Below are 26426 nucleotides of genomic sequence, written 5' to 3'. Positions count from 1 at the left end.
CCAACAAACTGTGCTCTGGCTGATGGCTCTCGCTGATTCGTCCTGCATGCACCTCGCCGAGACTATGGAAGCCACTTTGCGAGAACCCCTTTCGAAACCCGAAACGCCAGACGGAGCCAGGACGTCCGATGCTCGCTGGCAGACTATTGAAGGTAAATTTTGGCGCAGCGGTCCTCTGAGGGCCCGGATTCTGGGACTTTCGCGTGGGCTAAAGGGTAGAAGCGGCGGACTCCAAGGGCTGGCCGCCTCATTAGACCGCGACGTACGTCTTAGCGATCACGAAACCGCAGCACTGAACGACTTCGAACGTCGAGCGCTGCGCGAGGCCGTCCTTAATGTATCTCTTCGTTTTTTCCGGTTGCTTAACCCAACTGAACTCTATGTCGAAGTGCACAAGCGCTCCGATTTGTCATCGCTGCTGGCCAAGAACTTCCCAGATCAGGTTTCGGTCGTGGCTAAAGCTACAGCCCAAACAGCGCTCCGCCTTGAGGAGCGAATCGTGACCGATAGCGACGTGGTAACGGCGCTGTGCCTCAATGCGCTCGCTTGTGATGGGTTCGAACGTGATATCAAGGACATTCCCTACGTGCGGACATTCTCAGACCGCATAGCCGTGTTCATTGATGAGTACCAAGATTTTACCGAACAGCAGGTTTTCCTGATGGGCTATCGTGCCAAGCGGAAGTATCGCCAGATCACGGTCGCGGGCGACCTTGGCCAGCAGCTGCATATTGGCGGACTCCAACAGGTATCGCACGCATTGCCCTATGTAGCGGAGCCAATCCGGCAAATAATGCTCGACACGAACTTTAGGCAATCACGACCACTCGCGCGGCTCTCAAACTGCTTTCGTGCGTTCACGACCGGCGAAGTCGAACCGTTGGGAGAGCAACCGGTTGGCGCACCAATGCATACTTTCCAGGATCAAGCCGAATTGGCCAACTTTGCAGCGGCAAGGATCAACGCATTGCCAGGGACCGCCAGCGTTGTGGTGATCAGCCCCAATGCGGAAACGACGCAAACTTGGTTTGAGCTGATGGCACCAAGCCTGGAAAGCTCCTTCCGTAATCCGATAGTTTCAGATCGTGCAAGGCTAACAGAGCGATTGAAAACGCATTTCACGACCCCGCTTCAGGCAAAGGGACTTGAGTTTGACGTCACAGTGGTGCCGGACATCTCTGAGTTTGATGACGAGGATCTTCTACAATTGAATGGGCTCTATGTCGCGGTTAGTCGCCCCCGTCACGCGATCACGCTAGGCTGCCGCGACTCGAAGCTCGCGCATAAGGTTGTGAAGCAGCTTTGCCAGCGCGGCGATCTAGTTCCCGCGTCGCTAAGCGCCGATCAGGCGGCTGCGTAGAGGACCGGGAGCAAACAGCAGCTCCCGGACAACAGAGCCGCGCAATGGGCGGCAACTGACGGAGGGCGAACGTGCTAGACTTTCCCAGAGATCGGCACGTTCTCATCGCCTCCACGTCACTTCGCGGCAGCAGGTCGCTGGCCCTAGAATTGGCCTTTTGCTCGATCGTGAAAAGAGCGGTGGGGCCCCAAATCCGGGGGGGTACTTTCGAATAAAAAATCGTGGTTACGGGGTGGTTCCTTGCGGGCAGAGCTCTTTCGAACGAGAGTGCCTTGGGGGCGAAGAAAGCCTATAATTTCAGATGCAAGTGCTGGTGCCGCAAGAGGGACTCGAACCCCCGACCCCGTCATTACGAATGACGTGCTCTACCAACTGAGCTATTGCGGCGAACCCTGCCGGGGCCCGGCGATGCCGGCCCCGATACGCGCGCTCCTGATATCGGGCATGGCCCGAATTGGCAAGGTGGAGCCGGCTTCGAAATGCGCCTCACGCGCCCCAGCGGGACCAGAATCCGCGCCAGCCGCCGGCCTGGGCCTTTGCATGGGCCTTGGGCGTGCCGATTTGTTCCGTAAATTCATCGCTCGGACCCTCGTCGTCGATGCCGGGATCATCCGGGGCACGGATGATCGGAATGACGGCGGGGATCGGCGCCAGCGCAGGCTTGCCGAGGTCGGCGCGGGTCCGGAACACCGGCGTCGCCGCCGGCGGCGATGATTMGGCGGTCTCGGGGGCCGGTTTCATCGGGCCGACGGGCGTGACCTCCGGCTCGTCCTTGACTTCCGGGGGGGCATTGTCCTGCGCGGCTGGGACCGACGCTACCACGACCGGTTCCGCCGGAGTTTCGCTGGCTGCCGTTACCCGCTTCGGCGGCGGGGCCGCGAGCATGGCTTCCTCAAAGGCCGAGGACTCGATCGTGGTGCTTCTGTCGGAGGGCAGGCTTGCGACCGGCGTCTGCCACTGGAAGGCGTCGAGCCGGCCCGTGACCGGCGAAACCGGACGCCAGCGATCGCTGACATAACCGTCCGCGGTCCAGGCCGGGTCGTGGCGGGCGCGGACCGCACGCAAGGTCCAGGCGCGGGCACGGCCGCCGTCGCCATGCTCGGTGCGCTCGATCTCGGCCATCAGCAGTGCGACGCGCTGGGTCGGATCGTTGACGTAGGGCGCGAGCGCGGCGCGCGCACGGGCGAACTCGGAGGCATCGATCGCGGCGCGCGCGAGCGCGAGCTGGCCCTCGATATGACCCGGTTTGCCGGCAGGCGTTTTGGCCGCGAGCGTCTCGACCCGCTGCAAGCGCTGCCGTGCGGAATCGCCGAGCTTCACATGCGCGTAGGCGTCCGCGAGATCGGGATGCGGATTGGCGAGCCAGGCGACCTCGACCAGCTTCATGGCGCGGCGCACCTGATGCGCCTCGCTCTCGAATTTCGCGGCGAGCACCGCGGCCGGCACCAGCGTGGGCGCGAGCTTGATCGCCTCCATCACGCTCTCGCGCGCGACGTCGCGGTCCATGGTCTCCAATTCCAGCGCGCGCGCCGTGAGCAGCACGCCGCGCTGCCTCCGATAGGCGGCCTTGTCGATCAGGCCGGCGGACAGGTTCGAATCGAGGATCGCAAGCGCGCCGCTCCAATCGCCGCGCGCGCAGCGGAAGCCGAGCACCGCATGCGACGCCCAGGTCGACGACGGCGACAGCTTGATCGCTTCCTCCGCGATCATCACTGCGCCGACCGCATCGTCGGCACGCTGCGCCTCGATGAACAGGCCGCGCAGGCCGAGCAGCCGCGTATCCGCGCGCTCGGCCATGGCGCGGAAGGCGCGCTGGGCCTCGTCGCGATTGCCTTCGAGCTGCGCCGACTGTGCGTGCAACAGAAGCGCGAGCGGATCGTCGGGCGCATGGCGCCGCGCCGCTTCGGCGTGCCGACGGGCAAGCGCGGTGTCGCCATGGCCGATCGCGAGCAGGCCGTGGGTGATGGCATGGCGGCCGCGGGCGTGGCGCTTGTCGTGGCGACGGCGGCGCAGCCGCCCCGGCGTGCGCCAGATCACGGTCAGGATGCTCCAGACCAACACGACCGCCGCGGCAAAGATGCCGAGCCCGAGCACGAACCTGGGAAACGTCGTTGTGGCGCGGACACCGCCCCAGGTCAGAACCAGATCGCCGGGCTGGTCGGCGACCCAGGCCCCGCCAGCCGCCGCCAGCGCGATCAGGACAAGAAAGAGGACGATGCGAAGCATGGCGATCCCTATACGCGCAGATTGTTGCGCGAATCTTATTGAGCAGGCTTGGCGAGATCCGCCATGGCGTCGTCGGCGAATTTGCGCGACGCCGCCAGCGCGGCATCGCGCGCATTGGCCTTGTCGAGCCAGGCTTGCGCGGGGGCGAGATCCGCCTCGGGCAGGTTCTTCAATTCGCGCCGCGCCTCGACGAAATCGTTGCGGAGCGCCGCCGCGGTCACCCGCGCGACGATGGCGCCGCGATCGTTGCCGACCCCGTCGGTACGCTCGATGCGGACCAGCTTCGATGCCCCGGCCTGAAGCCGCTCGACGATACCGCCGCCGCTGGCGGGCGGCTCCGCCGGCGGCGCCAATTTCGGCACGATGTTGTTGAGGAGCTCGCGGCTGAGCGCGACCGGCGTCGGGATGCCCGACGATGCGAAGACTTCGAGCGGCTTCAGCGCCTCGGGCTTGGCCGCAAGCGAGCGCGCCGCGGCGAGCTGCGACTCGTAGGGATCGCCGTGACGAACGGCGACGTCGAGCAGGGCGGCCGCGACCACGTTGCGCAGCGGCTTGTCATCCATCGGCTTCGCACCGGCGATCTTCTCGCCCTGCTGCGCGAGCGCGGCGCGATCGGTCTTGCTGGCACGCTCGAGCTGGGAGATGCGCTCGTTGAGGGCCGCGAGGTCGGATGAGGCCGCCGCGGCGGCCGGCGCGGATTTCGCATCGTTCAGGGCGCTTGCGGTCTTGTCGGACTGCGCGCGCAGACCGGCGATGTCGCTGCGCAAGGCACCGACGGATTTTTCCAGCGCATCGATCCGCGACACCATCGCCGGATCGGCTGCGGGCTTGCCGGCCTTGGCCTCAACGGCGGCAACGCGTCCGCTCAGCGCATCGACCGTCGCGCTCGTCACTTGCGGCGCAGCCGGCGGCGCCTGCACCGCGGGCCAACCCAGCATCCAGCCGACCGCGATCACCAGCGCCGCGGCCACCGCGCCGGAGATTGGCGCAATGACCCAGGACGACACTGATGACGACACTGGCGACGACACCGGTGCGGACGCAACGCCAGCCTGCGCCTCGGCGCGCTCGGGCTCGGCTTCAGCCTTCTCGGATTTTGCATGTTCAGGCTCGGCGTGCTCGGGCGCCGGCTGCGCCTCCGGCTCGCCCGCCACGTCCTGCGGCTGGGTGGAGACTTCGGTCGCCTCGAGCTCGATGGTGGGCGGGGTGCGCTTGGCACGGCCGGACTCGGGGGCCAATCCTGCGTCTTCAGGCTTGTCATCGGCCATCGTGACGGTTCCTCAAACTTACATGCCCTTCACGGATCTTTGGGCGGACCCGATTTCGCCGGATTCGGCCCGTCCTCTTACGCCAAACGGGTCCGCAAAGCACGCTCCAAGGCATCAAATAAGGCATTTTCATCCGGCGTGGCGGCCACCAGAACCTGCGACGCACCGGCCTCGCGCAACACGCCGGCGATCGTCTCGGACAGGCAGCATTGCGGGATCGCCAGCGCGGAGATTTCAACGCCTTCGCCCCGCGCCGCCTCCAGGAAGGCCCGCGCGCTGCGCCGGGAGTAGTGCAGCACCGCCCCGATCCCATGGGCGGCAAACCCCTCGCAGACCTCGCGCGGCAGATGCTTGACCGGAGCCATGCGATAGGTGGTCTGCGTGACCACATTGAAGCCTTCGGCCCCGAGCTCCCCGCCGAGATCGCGCGACAGGTCCGCGCCCGCCAGATAGAGCAGCGTACTTTTTTTCTTCACGACCTTGTCACGAGCGCTCTGCACCACCTTGTCACGCAAAGCCGCGGCATCGCCGCCGGCGACGATCACCTCGGCAAAGCCCGCGTCGCGCGCGGCAGTCGCGGTATGCTCGCCGACCGCAAACAGCGGCAGCTGCAACAGCTCGCGATTCTGCAATTGCGGCGCGACGGCGCGGATCGCGTTGGCCGAGGTGACGATGATGCCGCTGTAATCGGCTTCGCTTTCATCATGGAAAACGACCGGTTCGAACTTGAGCACCGGCGCCAACAGCACCTCATGACCCCGCGCACGCAGACCTGCCGCCGTCGCCTCGTTGTCGGGATGCGGTCGTGTGACAAGAATGGACATGCTTTGTGTTCCCAGGGCCGCGTGGCGGCGACGCTTTCACGAGGACGGCCCGCGCGCGGCAATTGCGCAAGGTGACCCCGGAATGCTACCGGACGTACCAGAACTCTGCTTTATGGATGAGCGCAAGGGCACAGATTGGACAACGATTCGCCAATGCTGGTACTGGGCATCGAAACCACCTGCGACGAGACCGCCGCGGCCGTGATCGAGCGCGCGCCCGACGGCAGCGGCAAGATCCTGTCCAATATCGTGCGATCGCAGGTCGAGGAGCATGCCCGTTTCGGCGGCGTCGTGCCGGAGATCGCCGCGCGCGCCCATGTCGACCTGCTCGACGGCATCATCGACCGCGCCATGCGCGAGGCCGGCATCGGCTTCGCGCAGCTCAACGGCGTTGCGGCAGCCGCAGGTCCCGGGCTGATCGGCGGCGTCATTGTCGGGCTCACCACCGCGAAGGCGATCGCGATGGTGCACGACACGCCGCTGGTTGCGGTGAACCATCTCGAAGCCCATGCGCTGACGCCGCGCCTGACCGACGCAATCGAATTTCCCTATTGCCTGTTCCTCGCCTCGGGCGGTCACACCCAGATCGTCGCGGTCACCGGCGTGGGTGAGTATGTGCGGCTTGGCACCACCGTCGACGACGCGATCGGCGAGGCCTTTGACAAGGTCGCAAAGATGCTCGGCCTGCCCTATCCGGGTGGGCCGCAGGTCGAGCGCGCGGCGGCCAGCGGCGATGCCGCGCGCTTTGCCTTTCCGCGGCCGATGCAGGGACGCCCGGACGCCAATTTCTCGCTGTCGGGACTGAAGACGGCAGTGCGCAACGAGGCGAGCCGGATCACCGAGATCACGCCGCAGGACATCAACGACCTCTGCGCGAGCTTCCAGGCCGCCGTGCTGGACTCGACGGCCGACCGGCTGAGCGTCGGCCTCAGGCTGTTCCGCGAGCAGTTCGGCGCGCCGCGTGCGCTGGTCGCAGCGGGCGGCGTCGCGGCCAATCAGGCGATCCGCGGCGCGCTCGATGACGTCGCAAGACGGGCCGGGACGCAGCTGATCATGCCGCCGCCGGCGCTCTGCACCGACAATGGCGCGATGATCGCCTGGGCCGGCGCCGAACGCCTCGCGCTCGGCATGACCGACACGATGGAAGCCCGGCCCCGCGCGCGCTGGCTGCTCGATGCCAACGCCACGGCGCCGGCCGGCTACGGCAACACGCGGGCGGGATTCTAGCGATGGCCGCGTTCCAATCCGTCGCGGTGATCGGGGCAGGTGCCTGGGGTACGGCGCTGGCGACGGTGGCGGCGCGGGCCGGGAGGAACGTGACACTCTGGGCGCGCAATGCGGAGCATGCCACCCGCATCGGCTCGACCCGCGACAATCCGCGGCTGCCCGGCGTGCGGCTGGCGCCGGAGATCGTCGTCACGAACGAACTGGCCCTCGCCGCGCGCGCAGACATGCTGCTGATCGCAACGCCGGCGCAGCATCTGCGCGGTGCGGTCAACATGCTGGCCTCGCATCTGACAAAACCGACGCCGGTCGTGGCCTGCGCCAAGGGCATCGAGCACGGCACGCACAAATTCATGACAGAGGTGATTGCAGAGGCCGCGCCCCACGCCCAGCCCGCGATCCTGTCGGGCCCGAGCTTTGCCGACGATGTCGCGCGCGGACTGCCGACGGCGGTCACGCTGGCTGCGAAGGACGAGGCGCTGGCAAGCCATTTGGTGCAGGCGTTGGGCTCGCCGACATTCCGGCCCTATCACTCCACCGACATCCGCGGCGTCGAGATCGGCGGCGCGGCCAAGAACGTGCTGGCGATCGCAGTCGGCATCGCGATCGGACGCAAGCTCGGCGCCTCCGCCCAGGCTGCGCTCACCACCCGCGGCTTTGCCGAGCTGACACGCCTGGGCCGTGGGCTCGGCGCACGCAGCGAGACGCTCGCGGGCCTTTCCGGCCTTGGCGATCTGATCCTGACCTGTTCGAGCCCGCAGTCGCGCAATTTTGCGCTTGGCCTCGCACTCGGCCGCGGCGAGCAGCCGCCCGCCGGCAAGCTCGCCGAGGGCGAGTTCACCGCACCGGTGCTGATCGAACTCGCAGCTTCGCAAAACATCGAGATGCCGGTATCCGAAGCGGTCGCGGCGATCCTGAGCGGCAGGAGCACGATCGACGCCGCGATCTCGGGACTGTTGACGCGCCCCTTCAAGGCAGAGGAATGACATCTTCCGTCATGCCCGCGCTTGTCGCGGGCATCCACGTCTTGATATTGAACACGGAAGCAGAGACGTGGATGGCCGGGTCTTCTGGTGCGAAGACGCGCTTCGCGCTCTGGCCCGGCATAACGAACGGATAGGGCGCGCGATGAACTACTGGCTGGTGAAATCCGAACCGTCGGTGTGGTCCTGGGACCAGCAGGTGGCCAAGGGCGCCAAGGGCGAGGCCTGGACCGGCGTGCGCAACTTCACCGCGCGCCAGAACCTCGTCGCCATGAAGAAGGGCGACAAGGCGTTCTTCTATCATTCCAACGAGGGCAAGGAGATCGTCGGCATCGCGGAAGTCGTCAGGGAGGCCTATCCCGACCCGACCGACAAGACCGAAAAATTCGTCTGCGTCGATATCAAGGCCGACAAGCCGTTGAAGACGCCGGTGACGATGGCCGCGGTCAAGGCCGAGAAGAAGCTGGCCTCCATGGCGCTGGTGAAATATTCGCGCCTGTCGGTGCAGCCGGTGACGGCGGAAGAGTGGAAGCTCGTCTGCAAGATGGGCGGGATGTAGTTGCTGCCGTAGCCCGGATGAGCGAAGCGATATCCGGGATTAGCGCGTACGGAAAGACTGTCCCGGATTACGCGGAGCCTGTCATCGGGCGGCGCTTTGCGCCGACCCGTTGGCTCCATCCGGGCTACCGTATCCAGCTCAACTCTCCGGCAGCGCAAAGACCTCGCATGGCGCGGCAATGCCGCGGAGCGGATGAGATCCGAGCGCGATCATGGGCATGTCCGTCTCGGCGGCGAGCGGGCCCGACACCAGCACGGTCTGGCCAAGCGGCTTGCACAATCCTTCGAGCCGGCTGGCGAGATTGACGGCGGGACCGATCGCGGTGAAATCGAGCCGGTTGGCGGCGCCGATATTGCCCCACAGCATCTCGCCGAGATGGAGCGCGACGCCGAATGCGAGCGGCGGCAGGCCCTGGCCGTGGCGCTCGTCATTGAGATGCGCCATTCCTGCCCTGGCCGCGCCTGCCGCGCGCAGGGCGGCGTCACACGCCCGACGCGGCGACGCATCGCCCACCGGAAAGATCGCGAGCACGCCGTCGCCGATGAATTTCAGCACCTCGCCGCCGAAGGCATGAACCGCGCCGGCGATGCGATCGAACCAGGCATCGAGCGCCGCGATGACATCGGTGGGCGAATTGGTTTCGGACAAGGTCGTGAAATTGCGCAAGTCCGCATAGAGCAGCGCGGCCTGAATGGTCTCGCCGAGATCGCGCCGCAACGGCGCCGCCAGCACCCGCTCGGCGCTGCGCTTGCCCAGATAGGCATCCAGCGTCGCGCGTAACGTGGCACGCGCCGCGAGCACGGCGAGCGGCGTCGCGGCAAAGCGCGCGGCCTGGCGCAGTTGCTCGATCTCGTCTGCGGTGAACGGACGCGGCCCGATCCAGCCAAGCAACGGTCCATCGGACCGCCCGACGCTGTCTTCGTGGACCTCGCCGCGTGCGCTGTTCCGCAGCCAGCGGCGGCCGGCATCGTTGGGCGGGTCGGGCGCCAGTCCGCCCGGCGCAAAGCCCAGCGCTTCGATCACCTGGCCGCCCTCGGCGCGCCACAGCCAGGTCCGCTTCGCGATCAGGGGATGCGGCACCTCTAGCGTCAGGCTCCCTGCCGCAAGCGGCACGCCGTCGGCGACCAGATGGGCGCCGAGTTCCGCGAGCAGGCGGTCGGCCCCCGGGACATCGGAGGCGGTGTCGACAAGCCAGGCGAGGGTCGGGGAGAGCTGCATGGTCCAATGATGGCGAAGGCAGGCCGGCTTTGTCACGGGCAATCCTTGACGGGCCAGCGCGGCGCCGCCATGTCCCAATGTCAGCCCAGGGATGATCGCCGATGACCGAACCGTTCGTAGTGCGACGCGAAACCCAGATCGCGGCCCCGCGTGCCACCGTCTTCGCCTATCTCACCGACCCCGAGAAGATCCTGAGCTGGATGGGATCCGACGCGACCACGGAACCGCATCCCGGTGGGCTCTATCTGCTGAAGGGTATCGGCCCGCGCGGCGGCGTCGGCCGCGGCACCTTCCGCGAGGTCGTGCCGGTGCATCGCCTGGCCTACACGTTCGGCTGGGAGGGCGGCCAGGAAGTGCCGCCCGGCTCGAGCCTGATCGAGATCGATCTGATCGAACGCGACGGCGGCACGCTGCTGCGCATGACCCATAGCGGGCTGCCGACCGAAGCACAGGCGGCCGCGCATGCGAAGGGGTGGGCGCACTATCTGGAACGGCTCACGATGTCGGCTGCGGGCAGGGATCCCGGTCCCGACAAGGGTTTGCCCGACGAGGCGTAGGGTGGGCAAAGCGAAGCGTGCCCACGCTGCCTGTCATCGATTTCGTGAAGACTGGTGGGCACGGCGCAGCGCGCCTTTGCCCACCCTAGGACTACGGCATCGTGACCGTTACACCGCCGCCGTCGCCACCACCTGCGCCAGGAGCTGCTCGCGCCTGGCCTGCGAGCGCTGGCCCTTCATGGTCGCGGCGAAGCGTTCGAGGATGCCGTCCTCGAAGGCGGTGACGATGGTGTCGTGGACGTAGCTCTTGCGGCAGATCGCCGGCGTGTTGGAGAGCTGGTCGGCAGCGGCGCGGATCGCATCCAGCACCTGTTTCTTGCGGCCGCGCTGGCTGGTTGCCGGCGTGATCCGCGACAATGATTCCACGACCACCGCGGACGCCATCAGCGTGCGAAAATCCTTCAGCGAGATCTTGATGCCGGCGATCTCGCGCAGGAACGCATTCACCTGCGTGGTGCTGACCGCGCGCACGATGCCGGAGGCATCGCGATACTGGAACATGCGCTTGCCGGGAACGCCGCGCAGAATGCCGATCGCACGCACCAGCTTGGCCGCGTCGCACTCCTTCCGCACCGCCTTACCGCCCTTCGCCTTGAAGGTCAGCACGAAGCTATCGTCTTCCAGCGTGACGTTGGATTTCAGCATCGTGGTCGCGCCGCGGGTGCCGTTGAGGCGGGCATAGGATTCGTTGCCGGGGCGGATCGCGGTCCGTGCGATCAGCTCGATCACGGCCGAGAGCGCGAACTCCCGCGTCGGCTCGTCGCCCGACAGGAACATCGAGACCTTGCGCCGGATTTTTGGCAGCGCGCCGACGAGCTTTTCCAACCGGTGCGCCTTGCGCTGCTCGCGGACCTTTTCCCAATCGGCATGATAGCGGTATTGCAGCCGGCCCGCGGCATCGCGGCCGACCGCCTGGAGATGCGAGCTCGGATCGGCCGAATAGCGCACCTCGCGATAGGCCGGCGGCACCGCCATGGAATGCAGCCGGCGGATGGTGCGGGCGTCGCGGATATGTGCCCCGTTGGGACGGACGAAGGAATAGCCCTTGCCGCGCTTGATGCGCCGAATCTTCAGCTCGTTCTGGTCGCCGAGCCGCAGGCCCAGTTCCTTCGCGAGCGCCTCGACCGAGGTGGCGGGGGTCGTATCGAAGGCCTTTTTCGGGCTGGGACGCCTAAAAGTGGCCGGTTTCGGCCATTGTCCGAGGGCTTTGGCCAGTGCAACAGCAGAAGGATCGGCTGAAGCGGGCCGCATTGTCCCGAGATTCTGCTGATCCATCATAGTGTTATGCCTTAGCCCTGCCTGTTATCGGTCAATGCGATTGTTCTGATTTTTGTTCCAAGGGGCCTCGTTGGGCCCCGGGTTGGCCATTTAGGGTGTTCCGAACCGTATTGCGAGTCCCGAATCAGTGAGGAGAGGTTTCTAAATACCTCCTACGGACGCATGGGGCCTGCGCCGGCCTGTTTCGGCGGCTTGGGTAAAGAGCCGAAAGGCAGGTTCCGGCCTGTTTCAGATCTGCGACAGTCGCCCCTCACCCCTTGATCCTTCGCATGGCCGGCGGCCCACCGAAGGTCCAGCTTGTGCTCCTTGTCGGGTCCGGTTAGCCCGACGCATAATCAGTTCAACGATCAGGTCAGCTCGCCAGTCGCTTGGGTTCGGCTTGCCGTATGTGGAGGGAAACATGTCCGAGAAGATCTACGACGTCCCCGTGGAGTGGGCTAAGCGCGCCTGGATCGACCAGGCCAAATACAAGGAGATGTACGCCCGCTCGATCTCGGACCCGAACGGCTTCTGGGCTGAGCAGGCCAAGCGCATCGACTGGATGAAGGCGCCCACCAAGATCGAGAACGTCTCGTTTGCGCCCGGCAACATCTCGATCAAATGGTTCGAGGACGGCGTCCTCAACGTCGCCTGGAACTGCATCGACCGGCATCTGCACAAGCGCGCCAACCAGACCGCGATCATCTGGGAGGGCGACGATCCCTCGCAATCCCGGCACATCACCTACAAGGAGCTGCACGACGAGGTCTGCCGGATGGCCAACATCCTGCGCACCCGCAACGTCAAGAAGGGCGACCGCGTCACCATCTACCTGCCGATGATTCCGGAAGCGGCCTATGCGATGCTGGCCTGCGCGCGGATCGGCGCCATCCACTCCGTGGTGTTCGCCGGCTTCTCGCCGGACAGCCTGGCCCAGCGCATCAACGACTGCCAATCCAAGGTCATCATCACCGCGGATGAAGGCCTGCGCGGCGGCAAGAAGGTGCCGCTGAAGGCCAATGTCGACGCGGCGCTCACCAAGGCTGACGGCGTCGACTGGGTCATCGTGGTCAAGCGCACCGGCGGCACGGTCGAGATGAATCCGTCGCGCGACCTCTGGTACCACGACGCGGCCAAGATGGTGACGACCGAGTGCCCGGCCGAGCACATGCACGCGGAAGATCCGCTGTTCATCCTCTATACGTCGGGCTCGACCGGCCAGCCCAAGGGCGTGCTGCACACCTCGGGCGGCTATCTCGTGTTCGCCGCGATGACGCACCAATACGTCTTCGACTATCACGACGGCGACATCTACTGGTGCACCGCCGACGTCGGCTGGGTCACCGGCCACAGCTACATTCTCTACGGGCCGCTGGCCAACGGCGCGACCACGCTGATGTTCGAGGGCGTGCCGAACTACCCGGATAATTCCAGGTTCTGGAACGTCATCGACAAGCACAAGGTCAACATCTTCTACACCGCGCCGACCGCGATCCGCGCCTTGATGCAGTCGGGCGACGCGCCCGTGAAGAAGACCTCGCGTGCGAGCTTGCGCCTGCTCGGCTCGGTCGGCGAGCCCATCAATCCCGAAGCCTGGGAGTGGTACCATCGCGTCGTCGGCGACGACCGCTGCCCGATCGTCGACACCTGGTGGCAGACCGAGACCGGCGGCATCCTGATCACGCCGCTGCCGGGCGCGACCAAATTGAAGCCGGGCTCGGCGACACAGCCGTTCTTCGGCGTGGCGCCCGAAATCGTCGATGCCGACGGCAAGGTGCTGGACGGCGAGACCACGGGCAATCTCTGCCTGACGCGGTCATGGCCGGGCCAGATGCGCACGGTCTATGGCGATCACGCCCGTTTCGAGCAGACCTATTTCTCGACCTACAAGGGCAAGTATTTTACCGGCGACGGCTGCCGGCGCGATGCCGACGGCTATTACTGGATCACCGGCCGCGTCGACGACGTCATCAACGTCTCCGGCCACCGCATGGGCACGGCCGAGGTCGAGAGCGCGCTGGTCGCGCATGAGAAGGTCTCGGAAGCCGCCGTCGTCGGTTTCCCCCACGACATCAAGGGCCAGGGCATTTACGCCTATGTGACCCTGATGGCCGGCGTCGAGCCGACCGAGGATCTGCGCAAGGAGCTGGTCACCTGGGTGCGCAAGGAGATCGGCCCGATCGCCTCGCCCGACCAGATCCAGTTCGCGCCGGGCCTGCCGAAAACCCGCTCCGGCAAGATCATGCGCCGCATCCTGCGCAAGATCGCCGAGGACGAGCCGGGCAGCCTGGGCGACACCTCGACCTTGGCCGATCCCGCCGTGGTCGACGACCTCGTCAAGAACCGGCAGAACAAGAAGCAGACCTCGGCGTAAGCTCACAACACATCGTCATTCCGGTTCGGTCCGCAGGACCGAACTCCGGCGCGCCGTTGCGCGCCTGAGAATCTCGAGATTCCGGGTCGCGCTGTCGCGCGCCCGGAATGACGGCCGTTCACATCGTCACGCACTTGTCAGGGCGCGTTCGGCCGCGCCCGCATCTTTCCCCCCGAGTGTTGTTTTCTTGTCATTTACTTTATTTCGAACATTTCCTTTGTTCCCCCTGCTGGCTGGCCCTCGGCGGCCGCGCGTGGAAACCATCCGGTTAACAGGTGCGGTTAAGAATGTCTGGGCGAGGCAGCGATTGCCGAGTTCTGCGTAGATTTGGACGACCCGTTCGGGGCAAGGGGAAGCATTGATGGCGATGAGGATTGCTGTGGCGCTGGCCGCCACCATCGGGGCAGGCATCTTGATGTCGACGGCTGCGCAGGCGCGGCCGGAAATGGTGGGAACACGCCTGGCCGATTATTCGCCGGGCACCATCGTGGTCAAAACCAACGAGCGGCGGCTCTATCTCATCCTCGATAACGGCCACGCCGTGCGTTATCCGGTCGGCGTCGGCAAGTCCGGCAAGCAATGGGCCGGCACCACCCGCATCGACGGCAAGTACCTTAATCCGGCCTGGTCGCCTCCGGCCGAAGTGAGGCGCGACAAGCCGCAGCTTCCCGACGTCATTCCGGGCGGATCGCCGCGCAATCCGATGGGCGTCGCCGCGATGACGCTGGCCGGCGGTGAATATGCGATCCACGGTACCAACGTGCCGGGCTCGGTCGGCGGCTTCGTGTCCTACGGCTGCATCCGCATGCTCAACGACGACATCACCGATCTCTACAGCCGCGTCTCCGTCGGCACGACGGTGGTCGTGGCGCGCTGATCGCGCCGATCGGAGCCGGACGGCGAAGGCCGCGTCTTGCGACGCGGCTCTTTTGTTACCAGAAGCGCCAGCTCCGCGCGCACCAACCGTCGCGATGGCCGCCATTGTAACTGCGCGCATAGCCGCCTGCGAGCAGCGCTGCCGAGACGCTGGCGGTCCCCCTGGTGGCGACGTCGGCGAGAATGCGTCCGTATTTGTCCGGGCCGAGATTGGAAATCGTGACACCGCCCTGTCCGAGCAGATTACGAAGCGCGTCGGCTGCGGCTTGAGCCTTGTCCAGTTCTTCCTGGCAGGATGCCTTCATCTCGGGTGCATCGATGCCGCGCAGGCGAACGCGCGCGACGAGGTCGYGGCCATCGCGTTGATGCACGCGCGCGAGGAAGGTATCGCCGTCGATGGTGCGGATGACGTCGACCGTTTTGCGGATGTCCGGATTGGCCTGCTGCAAGATGATTTCGGCATCTTGCGGCCGACCATCGGCTATCTGCGGAATGGGCCAGTTCGTCCCGTGGCGGAAAGCAAGCACGACCGCCACCGCGACGCCGACCACGAACATCCACGGCAACAATCCGGAGAAGCGCCGGCCGAACGGCGCGCCGCTGTAGGAAGGCCGATATGGATGGCTCGGATCGAAGCGCGACATCCGCGCACGCTAGGGCTGAGTCGGGCGCGGCGGCAAGAGAGCCTTACAAGGCGACCTTACAGGCCAGCGTCTCAAAAGTCCGAGGCGATGCCTTTGCGCTCCCAATCGCCGTAACGGGTGGGCTCGGGTCCTTTGGGTCCCTGCAACTCCTTCGGCGCCGCCTCGGCCTGGGCAGCCGCGGCCTGCCGTCGCGCCTCGGCTTCGGCCAGCGCACGCTGGGCGGCTGGGGAAAGCGGCTTGCGATCGGGAACGGAGGGCTGGTCACTCATCGTCTGGGTTCCTAGCGCAAGATCGGAACGCGCGCGACGTCCAATAAAACATTGCTGAAATGATCGTCACGGGATGTAAACGCCAGAGGTCATTCTTACATTTGGCATATTCGCGTGCCACAGCTGGGGTTGTTAAGGCATGCGCCCCTTCGGCGGAACTGCCGCTCGCTCAGAACCTTAAGCCGCATGCCATCTCAACGTTTCGCACCTCCGTCCGAAGTGCCCGGTCTCGCGGCACGGCGGATCGCCGCCGATATCGTCGACGGTGTGCTGCACAAGCGCCGTACGCTCGACGATCAGCTCGACGGCGCCGGCGCTCATCCCGGACTCAAGACGCTGGCCGACCGCGACCGCGCGCTGATGCGGCGCTTGGTGGCGACCATCCTGCGCCGGCTCGGCACGCTCGGCCACGTGCTCTCTCGCCTGCTCGACAAGGGCATTCCATCCGACGCACCGCGTGCGCAGAGCGCGCTTCTGATCGGCGCCGCACAGATCCTCTGGATGGACGTGCCCGATCACGCCGCAGTCGATCTCTCCGTTCGCCTCGTGCAATCCGACCGGCGCGCCGCGCGCTATGCCGGCCTCGTCAACGCCGTGCTGCGCCGCTGCGCGCGCGAGGGCAAGGCGCTGGTGGAGGAGGTTGCCGCGCAGTCGCTGGACCTGCCGCCCTGGTTGCTCGCGCGCTGGAGCGCGCATTACGGCGAGACCGTCGCACGGGACATGGCGCTCGCGCTCGGCCACGACCCTTCGCTCGATCTGACCGTGAAGTCGGACGCCGAGCAATGGGCGAGCCGGCTGCATGGCGAGGTGCTGCCGACCGGATCGGTGCGCACGGTTCTGCACGGCGCGGTGACCATGCTGCCCGGCTTCGCCGAGGGACAATGGTGGGTGCAGGACGCGGCCGCCGCGCTGCCGGCCCGGCTGTTCGGCGACATCGCCGGCAAATCCATCGCCGATCTCTGCGCGGCCCCCGGCGGCAAGACCGCCCAACTGGTGCAGGCCGGCGCGCATGTCACGGCGATCGACCGCTCGCCCGCCCGGGTGGCGCGGCTGCGCGAAAATCTGGCACGGCTGTCGCTCCAGGCCGAGACGGTCGTCGCCGACGCCGTGGAATGGCCCGGCCCGGCGGACGGCTTCGACGGTATCCTGATCGATGCGCCCTGCACCTCGACCGGCACGATTCGCCGTCACCCCGACGTGGCATGGCTGCGGCAGGAGTCCGACGTCGCGGCCTTGACCACGCTCCAGCAGCGCCTTCTGCGAAAATCCGTCTCGCTGCTCAAGCCCGGCGGAACACTGGTCTACTGCACCTGTTCGCTGGAGCCCGAAGAGGGCGAGCAGGCCATCGCCGCGCTGCTGGCCGCGGAGCCTGCGCTGCGGCGCGTGCCGATCGAAGCGTCCGAGGTCTCCGGGCTCTCCGAGATCATCACCGCCGATGGCGACCTGCGCACCCTGCCCAGCCATCTGCCGAACGCCGATCCAAAGCTTGGCGGGCTCGACGGATTTTACGCCGCCAGGCTCGTTAAATCCTGATTTTGCACCGGTTTTTGCGGTCACGACGCTGATTCGCCCCCTTTCAAGGTGGTGTCAGGCGTCCGATTTTGGGATTAAAAGGATTCGTCGGAATCCTCTCCCCCTTACAAGGCAAGGCGTGTCGGTCGCTCAACGCAGACGAATCTCGACGCTGGTCATGAACCGCTTCGCGCGGAACATGCTCGCGCGCGCGAGCGGCGGCTCCGTGGCCCTGTCGCGGGTCTGGCCGGGCCGCACCGACCGGCTGATCATCGCGCCGCATGACCTGCGCACGGCAGACGCGACCCGCGCCGCCGAGATCTATGCCGGCCGTTTCGTCTTCGCCGGCAAGATCGTCAATTGTCATGGCCGCTCGATCTTCGATCTCGAGCCGCCGTCGGAGGATTGGGAAGTCGCGCTGCTCGGCTTCGGCTGGCTGCGCCATTTGCGCGCCGCCGACACCGCGCTGACGCGGGCGAATGCGCGCGCGCTGGTCGAGGACTGGATCGCCAACCCCGCCAACAAGCGCCGCCCCGTCGCGCGGCGCGCCGATGTGCTGGCGCGGCGCGTCATCTCGCTGCTGTCGCAGGCACCGCTGGTGCTCAACGACACCGACAACAAATTCTACCGCCGCTATCTGCGCGCGCTGGCGCGCGAGATCCGCTTCCTCCGCTACACCATGCTCAACATCCCGGACGGGGTGCCGAAGCTCCAGGTGCTGATCGCGCTGTGCTACACGGCACTCTGCCTCGCCAACCAGGCCAGCCACATCCGCAGCGCCTCGAAAAAACTCTCGGATGAATTGCAGCGGCAGATCCTGCCCGACGGCGGCCACATCTCGCGCAACCCGGGCGCGCTGATCGAGCTGTTGATCGACCTGTTGCCGCTGCGGCAGACCTTTGCCGCGCGCAACATCGCGCCGCCACCCGCACTGCTCAACGCGATCGATCGCATGATGCCGATGCTGCGCTTCTTCCGGCACGGCGACGGCAATTTCGCGCTGTTCAACGGCATGAGCGCGACGCCCTCGGACCTGCTCGCCACGCTGCTCGCCTATGACGACACCCACGGCGCGCCGATGGCGAACATGCCGCATACCGGCTTCCAGCGTCTCGACGCCGGCCAGACCACGCTGATCATCGACACCGGCCCCCCGCCGCCGGCGGGCGTGAGCCATGACGCCCATGCCGGCTGCCTGTCGTTCGAACTGTCCTCCGGCATCAGCCGCATCGTCACCAATTGCGGTATGCCGACGACGGGGCGCGACAATTGGCGGCCGTTCGCGCGCGGCACGGCGGCGCATTCGACGCTGACCTATCACGACACGTCGTCGTGCCAGTTCGTGGAGATGTCGGCGATGAAGCGGCTGCTGCATGGCGCACCCGTCATCAGCGGGCCGGTCGAGGTCGAGAGCTACCGCGAGATCGTGCAGAACGGCACGCTGCTCACGACCTCGCATGACGGCTACATGGCCAAGTTCGGTGCGATCCACCGCCGCGTGCTGATGATCGCCAATGACGGCGCGCGGATCGACGGCGAGGACACGCTGTCGCCGCCGCAGGGTGGACGTTTCAAGGGCGGCGACGCCGATTTCGCGGTGCGCTTCCATCTACATCCGGCGGTGAAGGCGAGCCGGCTGTCGGATGCCCGCGGCGTCATGCTGGTGCTGCCCAACCGCGACGTCTGGACCTTCGAGGCGCTCGACGACAAGGTCGACCTCGAGGACAGCGTGTTCCTGGCCGGCAATGACGGGCCCCGCCGCACCGCGCAGATCGTGATCCGCCAGGACGCCCGCCAGGCGCCCTCGATCCGCTGGAGCTTTGTCCGCTCCACCGCCTCGCCTTCCGTCACCAACGCCCGCCGCAACGCCCGGCGCGAGCCGGAACTTCCGCTGTAGTCACGCGTGATTCAGCCCGATCTAGCCGTTGAGAAAAGCGCCGAAAGCTGCTATCGAGCGCTCGCTCGCGCGACTGGCGACCTTGGATGGAGCACCATCGGGAAGCGCGGGACATATCCGCCGCGCGCCTGGGCATAGACACTCCTTAAGACAGAGGATCTTGCTCATGACTGACCATCCCCGCCGCGTCACCCGCGCCCTGCTTTCCGTTTCCGACAAGACCGGCCTGATCGAATTCGCCCAGGCGCTGGCCGCGCAAGGCGTCGAGCTGGTCTCGACCGGCGGCACCGCCAAGGCCATCGCCGCGGCCGGCCTCAAGGTGAAAGACGTCTCCGAGCTGACCGGTTTTCCCGAGATGATGGATGGCCGCGTCAAGACGCTGCATCCGAAGGTGCATGGCGGCCTGCTCGCGATCCGCGACAACAAGGACCATGCGGACGCGATGAAGGCGCACGGCATCGCGCCGATCGACCTGCTGGTCGTCAACCTCTATCCGTTCGAGGCAACCGTCGAGAAGGGCGCAGGTTTCGAAGATTGCATCGAGAATATCGACATCGGCGGCCCCGCGATGATCCGCGCCGCCGCGAAGAATCATGATGACGTCGCCGTCGTGGTCGAGGCGCAGGATTATCAGGCCGTGCTCGACGCGCTCGCCGCCAACAAGGGCGCGACCACGCTCGGCTTGCGCCGGCGGCTTGCGGCAAAGGCCTATGCGCGCACCGCGGCCTATGACGCCGCGATCTCGAACTGGTTCAACCGCCAGCTCGAGATCGACGCGCCGGACTTCCGCGCCTTCGGCGGCAAGCTGATCCAGTCGCTGCGCTACGGCGAGAACCCGCACCAGACCGCGGCGTTCTACGCGACGCCCGACAAGCGCCCGGGCGTCTCGACCGCGCGGCAGTTGCAGGGCAAGGAGCTGTCCTACAACAACATCAACGACACCGACGCGGCCTATGAATGCATCGGCGAGTTCGACACCAAGCGCACCGCGGCCTGCGTCATCGTCAAGCACGCCAATCCCTGCGGCGTCGCTGAAGGCTCGAACCTTGTCGACGCCTATCGCAAGGCGCTGGCCTGCGATTCCACCTCGGCGTTCGGCGGCATCATCGCAATGAACCGCGCGCTCGACGCCGACACCGCGCGCGAGATCACAAAGATCTTCACCGAGGTGATCATCGCGCCCGATGCGAGCGAAGAGGCGATCGCGATCATCGGCGCCCGCAAGAACCTTCGTCTGTTGCTCGCGGGCAGCCTGCCCGATCCGCGGGCGCCGGGCCTGACCGCCAAGACGGTCGCGGGCGGCCTGCTCGTGCAAAGCCGCGACAACGCCGTGGTCGACGACATGATTTTCAAGGTCGTGACCAAGCGTGCGCCCAGCGATGCGGAAATGCGCGACCTGAAATTTGCCTTCCGGGTCGCAAAACACGTCAAGTCCAACACCATCATCTACGCCAAGGATCTCGCCACCGTCGGCATCGGCGCCGGCCAGATGAGCCGGGTGGATTCAGCCCGGATCGCGGCGCGCAAGGCGCAGGATGCGGCCAATGAACTGAAGCTCGCCGAGCCGCTGACCAAGGGCTCGGTGGTGGCGTCGGATGCGTTCTTCCCGTTCGCCGACGGCATGCTCGCCTGCATCGAAGCCGGCGCCACCGCCGTGGTGCAGCCCGGCGGCTCCATGCGCGACGACGAGGTGATCAAGGCCGCCGACGAGCACGGCATCGCCATGGTGTTCACGGGGACGCGGCACTTCCGGCATTAAGCTTTTGGTGCACTAAACTCTCAGCGGGTCGTCCCGGCGCAGGCCGGGACGACAGCGGTGTGCTTGGCGATAGCGGTCCCGGATTGCGCTTCGCTTCATCCGGGCTACGAAGCTAATCGCGCACCCGCATCAACAGCCCCAGCCCCGCGACGAAGAACACCACCAGCACGGCCATGCCGGCCTTCTGGCTCGCGGTCACGGCCGTGATCACGCCGATCAGCAGTGGGCCGATGAAGGAGGTCACCTTTCCGGTCAGCGCGAACAGACCAAAATACTGCGCGATGCGGTCCTTCGGCGCGAGACGGATCAGCAGCGTGCGCGAGGCGGCCTGGAGCGGGCCGCCGGCGGCACCGATCAGGCAACCCAGCACGAGATAGGCCCGCTCGGCCGCGCCGGCGAATAAGGGACCGCCCGGTACGGGAGGGGTGACCTTGATGAAGAAAATCGAGTCCTTGTCGACCAGAAGGATGGCTGCCACCGACAGCAGCAGGATCAGCAGGCTGCCAGCGATCACGCGCTTCGGCCCGAGGGAATCGTCGAGCTTGCCGCCGAGCCACGCACCGAACGTGCCGGCGATCGCCAGCATGATGCCGAATGTGCCGATCTGGAGCGTGTGCCAGCCGAACGTGCCGGCGGCATAGATGCCGCCGAAGGCGAACAGCGACACCAGCCCGTCGGTGTAGATCATGTTGGCGAGCAGAAACGCCGCGAGCGATTTCTGCTTCGGCAATTCACCGAGCGATCGCTTCAGATCCGACAAGCCTTCGCGCAACGCCTCGCGCACCGGGCGTTTGGCCGGATAGTCCGGCGTGAACAGGAACATCGGCGTCACGAAGATGATGAACCACAAGCCCGTCAGCGGTCCGGTGATACGATCGCCCTGATGGGTCGCGGGATCGAGCCCGAACAGCGGCGTGAAGCCGAGCAGCGTACGCCCGGTCTCGGGATTTGCAGCGAGAAAGCCGAGCACGATGATCAGGCTGACGATGCCGCCGATATAGCCGGTGGCCCAGCCGGTGCCCGAGAGCCGCCCGATCCGCTCCGGCGGCACCAGAGTCGGCATCATTGCATTGTTGAAGACGGTCGCGAACTCCGCACCGACGCTCGCCAGCGCAAAGGCGGTGAGCAGCGGCGGAATGATGCTGGGGTCGCCGGGCTTGCCGATCCACATCGCACTGGAGCCGAGCACCAGGATAGCGCCGAATGTCGCGATCCACGGCTTGCGCCGGCCCGACGCGTCGGCAATGGCGCCAAGCACCGGCGACAGCAGCGCGATGACGAGGCCGGCTGCGGCCGCGGCAAATCCCCATAACGACTGCCCCGTGGCGGGATCTGGCGCGATGCTGGTCGCGAAATAGGGCGCGAACACGAAGGTCGTGATCAGCGTGAAATAGGGCTGGGCGGCCCAGTCAAAGAAGATCCAGCTGATGACGGCGGCGCGCGGCGGATAGGTCCGCTCCGTGCCGGCCAGGCGCGCGTCCGAGGCGATCGTCGTCATCATTGATGTCCCATCACAAACAGTTTTGTCTCTCTTAGCGCAAACCGTATAGCATTATAGCGACGCGTGTGAATTGGCCGGAGGCCACGACGGAAGTTTGATGATGTCGTCATTCTCGACACGGCGGACGTTTTTCGCGTTCATAGCCACTTTGGCGTTCGGTCTCGGGCCCGCCACCGCACAGGATGCGCGCCGGGCGTATGTTCCACCGGCGCTCGACACGGTCCAAGCCGTTGCCGCCGAGCACGGCATGGTGGTGGCTCAGGAGAAGATATCCGCGCAGGTCGGCGCCGATATCCTGCGGCGCGGCGGCAATGCCGTCGATGCCGCGGTCGCGACCGGCTTTGCCATGGCCGTGACCTATCCGCGCGCCGGCAATATCGGCGGCGGCGGTTTCATGGTGATCCATTCTGCCGACCGCAACGAGGACATCACGATCGACTACCGCGAGACGGCGCCGGCAGCGACGACGGCGCAAATCTTCCTGGGCCCTGACGGCAAGCCCGACGCCGCGAAGTCGCGCGATTCCGCGCTCGGCGTTGGCGTGCCCGGCACGGTCGCGGGCCTCACGCTGGCCTTGGAAAAATATGGCTCGGGCCAGTTCACGCTGGCGCAGCTGCTCGAGCCCGCGATCACGCTCGCGCGCGACGGCTTCATCGTCAGCGACGACATGGCCGACACCTTGCCGGGCTGGCATCGGCGCCTCGCGCGCTGGCCGTCCACGGCCAAGATCTTCTCGCGGCCCGATGGCACGCCGCTCGGCGAGGGCGACCGGCTCGTGCAGAGCGATCTTGCCGAAACGCTGGCGGCCGTCGCGGCGCAAGGCCCGCGCGGTTTCTACGACGGCGCGGTTGCGGACAAGCTCGCCAAGGCCGTGACCGATGCCGGCGGCATCATGACGTCAGCCGATCTGAAAGCCTACCAGGCGGTGATACGTGCGCCGGTGCGCGGCACCTATCGCGGCTACGACATCGTCTCGATGCCGTTGCCTTCGTCCGGCGGGGTCGTGTTGGTGGAAACCCTCAACATCCTCGAAGGCTTTCAACTCGCCGACCTGAAGCAGGGATCGCCGGCCTCGCTGCATCTCCTCATCGAAGCCATGAAACGCGCCTATGCCGACCGCGCGCGCTATCTCGGCGACCCCGCCTTCGTCAACGCGCCGATCGACACCCTTACCGCCAAGGACTACGCCGCCAAGCTGCGCGCCGGCATCTCCACCGACCGTGCCACACCGTCGAGCAAACTCGTCTCCGCCGCCACCTCGCCGCGCGAGGGCAGCAACACCACGCACTTCTCCGTGGTCGACGGCAGAGGCAATGCCGTCAGCAACACCTATACGCTGAACTTCAGCTATGGCGTCGGCCTCGTCGCCGACGGCACCGGCGTGCTGCTCAACAACGAGCTCGACGATTTCACCGCGGCGGTCGGCGCTTCCAACGCCTATGGGCTCGTCGGCTTCGAGCCCAATCTGCCGGGACCGGGCAAGCGACCGCTGTCCTCGATGTCGCCGACCATCGTGCTGAAGGACGGCAAGCCGGTTCTGGTCACAGGCTCGCCCGGCGGCAGCCGCATCATCTCGAGCGTGCTCCAGGTGATCGTCAACGTGCTCGACTACAGGATGGACGTTGCCGCCGCCGTCGCCGCGCCGCGGCTGCATCACCAATGGCTGCCGGACGAGGTGCGCGTCGAGCGCGGCTTCCCCGATGCCGTCCTGTTCGAGCTCAAGGCAATGGACCATCTGATCGTCGAGCCGATGGGACAAACCTCCGCCAATTCGATTCTCGTGACCGCCAACGGTCCGCTCGGGGCGCCCGATCCGCGCACCCGGGGCGCCGAAGCAGCGGGACAGTAACTCGTCTGCCGCATGGCGCGAAGGCTCGCGCCGGCTTGCGCCGGCCGCCGCGCGTGCTACCACCGCCCAGCCAAAAACTGCCGGGGAAACGCACATGACCACGACCGATCCGACCGGGCGCATCGAACGCGCCGAGATCGAAGACACCAGCCTTCTCGCCTTCTATCGCGACATGAACGCGCCGGAGCGACGGACGTTCTGGGCCTGCGCTGCGGGCTGGGCGCTCGATGGCATGGACTTCATGATCTATCCGCTGGTGATCGGCACCATCATCGCATTGTGGAAAGTCGACGCCGCCTCGGCGGGCCTAGCCGGTACCGTGACGCTGCTTGCCTCCGCCATCGGCGGCTGGCTCGGCGGCTATCTCTCCGACCATATCGGCCGGGTCAGGACGCTCCAGATCACCATCATCTGGTTCTCGTTCTTCTCGCTGGTCTGCGCGGTCGTGCAGAATTTCGAACAGCTCCTGATCGCGCGCGCGGTGCTCGGCCTCGGCTTCGGCGGCGAATGGGCGGCCGGCGCGGTGCTGATGGGCGAGGCGATCCGGCCGCAATATCGCGGGCGCGCGGTCGGCTCGGTGCAATCGGGCTGGGCGGTCGGCTGGGGTCTCGCGGTGCTGTCGCAGGCGATCCTGTTCTCGTTGATGCCGGCGGAGACGGCGTGGCGATGGATGTTCGTGATCGGCGCGCTGCCGGCGCTCCTGGTATTCTACATCCGCCGCTCCGTCACCGAGCCGGAGATCGCGGCTGCGGCCCGCGCCAAGCAGGCTGCGAGCGGCGATCGCCCGGCGCTCTGGGAGATCTTCTCGGGCCCGATCCTGAAGACCACGATCCTGGCGTCGCTGATGGCGACCGGCTGCCAGGGCGGCTACTACGCGATCACGTTCTGGGTGCCGCAGTTTCTGACCAAGGAGCGGCATCTCTCGATCGTCGGCTCGACCGGTTATCTCTCGACGCTGATCATCGGCTCCTTCATCGGCTATCTCGTCGGCGCCTGGCTTGCCGACCGCATCGGACGGCGCAATCTGTTCCTGACCTTCTCGCTCGGCGCCGTCGCGGTGGTGCTGCTTTACACGCAGCTGCCGCTGACCAATGAGATCCTCTGGGTGCTTGGCTTCCCGCTCGGCTTCTTCGCCTCGGGCTATTTTTCGGGGATCGGCGCGTTCCTGACCGAGCTCTATCCGACGCGGCTGCGCGGGTCGGGCCAGGGTTTTTGCTACAATTTCGGCCGCGGCATCGGCGCGCTGTTTCCGTTCCTGGTCGGCGCGCTGTCGGCGACGACGACGCTCGCCAATGCGATCGCGATGTTCGCGGTGGTCGCCTACACGGTGTTCTTCATCGCCGCATTCGCGCTGCCGGAGACGCGCGGCCGCGTGCTGCACGCGGACTAAGTCTTTGGCTGTCATCCCGGGGCGATGCGAAGCATCGAACCCGGGATCTCACTCTACAATCTCGAGATTCCGGGTTCACGCTTCGCGTGCCCCGGAATGACGGTGAGGAAGCCTACCGCCCCACCTGATACGGCCCGCCTTTTTCGAGAGCGCGGCTGTACGCCGGACGCGCGTGGATGCGTTCGAGGAACGCCATCGCCTTGGGGTGACCCTGCTCGAGCCCGCCGCGCGCCTGGGCGGCCTCGAGCGGAAAGCTCATCTGGATGTCGGCGGCGGTGAAGTCGCTGCCGGCGAACCATTCGCTCTTTCCCAGCTCGCCTTCCCAATAATCCATGTGCTGCTTGAGCTGCGGATTGACCAGCGCCGTCAGCGCCTGGTTCGAGACCTTGCGCACCAGCGGCCGCAGCAACGCCGGCGCGCGCTTCGGCATCAGCGTGAACAGCAGTTTCAGCAGCAGCGGCTGCATCGCCGAGCCTTCGGCATAGTGCAGCCAGTAGGTGAAGCGCAGCCGCTCGGGCGTGTTCGGCGGCGGGATCAGCCGGCCATTGCCGTAGGTCGCGATGAGATATTCGATGATCGCGCCGGACTCGGCGATGGTGTTGCCGTTGTCGGTGATGACGGGCGACTTGCCGAGCGGATGGATGGCGCGCAGCTCCTTCGGCGCGCGCATGTCGGGCTGGCGCTGATAGCGCACGATCTCGTAGGGCACGCCCAGCTCCTCGAGCAGCCACAGCACGCGCTGCGAGCGTGAATTGTTGAGGTGGTGAACGATCAGCATCGCGTGGTCCCCGGCTTGGCGTGGTCGATTGGCCGCGCGTTCGTGCCAGCCCGGGACCGCAATGTCGAGCCATCCGGACGGATATTTTCACCCGGGTATAT

At 66.3% G+C, this 26426-nt stretch carries 21 protein-coding genes, 1 tRNA gene and 1 riboswitch; of the genes, 12 read left to right on the top strand and 10 right to left on the bottom strand.

Annotated features, from left to right (window positions below; genetic code table 11):
* Positions 1-1360: hypothetical protein (locus ACXJMY_RS22500; RefSeq protein ID WP_456621531.1), on the top strand; the 1360-nt coding region annotated here is incomplete at its 5' end.
* 311 nt (positions 1361-1671) lie between these two features.
* On the opposite strand, the gene ACXJMY_RS22495 is transcribed toward ACXJMY_RS22500, so the two are convergent.
* The 4 genes from ACXJMY_RS22495 to ACXJMY_RS22480 all read right to left on the bottom strand — a co-directional run bounded on the left by ACXJMY_RS22495 (position 1672) and on the right by ACXJMY_RS22480 (position 5678).
* Positions 1672-1747: transfer RNA gene (locus ACXJMY_RS22495), tRNA-Thr, on the bottom strand.
* A gap of 99 nt (positions 1748-1846) precedes the next feature.
* Positions 1847-3586: a heme biosynthesis HemY N-terminal domain-containing protein gene (locus ACXJMY_RS22490; protein WP_456621530.1), complete on the bottom strand. Its 1740-nt coding sequence runs from the start codon at positions 3584-3586 to the stop codon at positions 1847-1849.
* Positions 3587-3621: 35 nt separating this feature from the next.
* Complete coding sequence (locus tag ACXJMY_RS22485; protein ID WP_456621529.1) at positions 3622-4854, bottom strand: COG4223 family protein; 1233 nt, start codon at positions 4852-4854, stop codon at positions 3622-3624.
* Positions 4855-4931: 77 nt separating this feature from the next.
* Positions 4932-5678, bottom strand: coding sequence for a uroporphyrinogen-III synthase (locus ACXJMY_RS22480; protein ID WP_456621528.1), 747 nt, complete (start codon positions 5676-5678; stop codon positions 4932-4934).
* 153 nt (positions 5679-5831) lie between these two features.
* On the opposite strand from ACXJMY_RS22480, the gene tsaD reads away from it, so the two are divergent.
* From tsaD to ACXJMY_RS22465, 3 genes are all read left to right on the top strand, one after another.
* Positions 5832-6905 carry a tRNA (adenosine(37)-N6)-threonylcarbamoyltransferase complex transferase subunit TsaD gene (gene tsaD, locus ACXJMY_RS22475; RefSeq protein WP_456621527.1) on the top strand — a complete coding sequence of 358 codons (1074 nt, stop codon included), beginning with the start codon at positions 5832-5834 and terminating at the stop codon, positions 6903-6905.
* Between the two features lie 2 nt (positions 6906-6907).
* A complete protein-coding gene (locus ACXJMY_RS22470; protein ID WP_456621526.1) occupies positions 6908-7888 on the top strand; it encodes an NAD(P)H-dependent glycerol-3-phosphate dehydrogenase in 981 nt (326 codons plus the stop codon).
* 142 nt (positions 7889-8030) lie between these two features.
* Complete coding sequence (locus tag ACXJMY_RS22465; RefSeq protein ID WP_456621525.1) at positions 8031-8444, top strand: EVE domain-containing protein; 414 nt, start codon at positions 8031-8033, stop codon at positions 8442-8444.
* Between the two features lie 138 nt (positions 8445-8582).
* Here ACXJMY_RS22465 and ACXJMY_RS22460 read toward each other — a convergent pair whose 3' ends face one another.
* The gene (locus tag ACXJMY_RS22460; protein WP_456621536.1) at positions 8583-9662 is read right to left on the bottom strand and encodes an adenylate/guanylate cyclase domain-containing protein; all 1080 of its coding nucleotides are present in this window, start codon (positions 9660-9662) and stop codon (positions 8583-8585) included.
* A gap of 101 nt (positions 9663-9763) precedes the next feature.
* Here ACXJMY_RS22460 and ACXJMY_RS22455 point away from each other — a divergent pair, with 101 nt between their 5' ends.
* On the top strand, positions 9764-10219 hold the full coding sequence (locus tag ACXJMY_RS22455) for an SRPBCC family protein (protein ID WP_456621524.1): 456 nt from the start codon (positions 9764-9766) through the stop codon (positions 10217-10219).
* Positions 10220-10327: 108 nt separating this feature from the next.
* Here ACXJMY_RS22455 and ACXJMY_RS22450 read toward each other — a convergent pair whose 3' ends face one another.
* Positions 10328-11497, bottom strand: a complete 1170-nt coding sequence (locus tag ACXJMY_RS22450) for a DNA topoisomerase IB (protein WP_456621523.1) — start codon at positions 11495-11497, stop codon at positions 10328-10330.
* A gap of 400 nt (positions 11498-11897) precedes the next feature.
* Between ACXJMY_RS22450 and acs the strand changes: the two genes are divergently transcribed.
* The gene (gene acs, locus ACXJMY_RS22445; RefSeq protein WP_456621522.1) at positions 11898-13850 is read left to right on the top strand and encodes an acetate--CoA ligase; all 1953 of its coding nucleotides are present in this window, start codon (positions 11898-11900) and stop codon (positions 13848-13850) included.
* Positions 13851-14211: 361 nt separating this feature from the next.
* Positions 14212-14727: a L,D-transpeptidase gene (locus ACXJMY_RS22440; protein WP_456621521.1), complete on the top strand. Its 516-nt coding sequence runs from the start codon at positions 14212-14214 to the stop codon at positions 14725-14727.
* Between the two features lie 55 nt (positions 14728-14782).
* On the opposite strand, the gene ACXJMY_RS22435 is transcribed toward ACXJMY_RS22440, so the two are convergent.
* Positions 14783-15370: a thermonuclease family protein gene (locus ACXJMY_RS22435; RefSeq protein ID WP_456621520.1), complete on the bottom strand. Its 588-nt coding sequence runs from the start codon at positions 15368-15370 to the stop codon at positions 14783-14785.
* Positions 15371-15441: 71 nt separating this feature from the next.
* On the bottom strand, positions 15442-15639 hold the full coding sequence (locus tag ACXJMY_RS22430; RefSeq protein ID WP_456621519.1) for a DUF1674 domain-containing protein: 198 nt from the start codon (positions 15637-15639) through the stop codon (positions 15442-15444).
* Between the two features lie 186 nt (positions 15640-15825).
* Between ACXJMY_RS22430 and ACXJMY_RS22425 the strand changes: the two genes are divergently transcribed.
* The 3 genes from ACXJMY_RS22425 (at position 15826) to purH (ending at position 20807) form a co-directional block, all read left to right on the top strand.
* Positions 15826-17172 carry an RsmB/NOP family class I SAM-dependent RNA methyltransferase gene (locus tag ACXJMY_RS22425; RefSeq protein WP_456621518.1) on the top strand — a complete coding sequence of 449 codons (1347 nt, stop codon included), beginning with the start codon at positions 15826-15828 and terminating at the stop codon, positions 17170-17172.
* A gap of 157 nt (positions 17173-17329) precedes the next feature.
* Positions 17330-19048, top strand: coding sequence for a heparinase II/III family protein (locus tag ACXJMY_RS22420; RefSeq protein ID WP_456621517.1), 1719 nt, complete (start codon positions 17330-17332; stop codon positions 19046-19048).
* 59 nt (positions 19049-19107) lie between these two features.
* Positions 19108-19189, top strand: a riboswitch (ZMP/ZTP riboswitch).
* Positions 19190-19214: 25 nt separating this feature from the next.
* Positions 19215-20807 (top strand): bifunctional phosphoribosylaminoimidazolecarboxamide formyltransferase/IMP cyclohydrolase, encoded by a 1593-nt coding sequence (purH, locus tag ACXJMY_RS22415; RefSeq protein WP_456621516.1) that lies wholly within the window; start codon positions 19215-19217, stop codon positions 20805-20807.
* Between the two features lie 112 nt (positions 20808-20919).
* Here purH and ACXJMY_RS22410 read toward each other — a convergent pair whose 3' ends face one another.
* On the bottom strand, positions 20920-22305 hold the full coding sequence (locus tag ACXJMY_RS22410; RefSeq protein WP_456621515.1) for an MFS transporter: 1386 nt from the start codon (positions 22303-22305) through the stop codon (positions 20920-20922).
* Positions 22306-22405: 100 nt separating this feature from the next.
* Between ACXJMY_RS22410 and ggt the strand changes: the two genes are divergently transcribed.
* Positions 22406-24157, top strand: coding sequence for a gamma-glutamyltransferase (gene ggt / locus ACXJMY_RS22405; protein ID WP_456621514.1), 1752 nt, complete (start codon positions 22406-22408; stop codon positions 24155-24157).
* 94 nt (positions 24158-24251) lie between these two features.
* A complete protein-coding gene (locus tag ACXJMY_RS22400) occupies positions 24252-25547 on the top strand; it encodes an MFS transporter (RefSeq protein WP_456621513.1) in 1296 nt (431 codons plus the stop codon).
* 112 nt (positions 25548-25659) lie between these two features.
* Here the strand turns inward: ACXJMY_RS22400 and ACXJMY_RS22395 are convergent, their stop codons facing one another.
* Entirely contained in the window at positions 25660-26325 is a 666-nt protein-coding gene (locus ACXJMY_RS22395) for a glutathione S-transferase family protein (protein ID WP_456621512.1), read from the bottom strand.
* Positions 26326-26426 lie beyond the last annotated feature (101 nt).

The organism is Bradyrhizobium sp. P5_C12, assembly GCF_054049735.1.
This window is presented reverse-complemented; position numbering and strand designations above follow the sequence as displayed.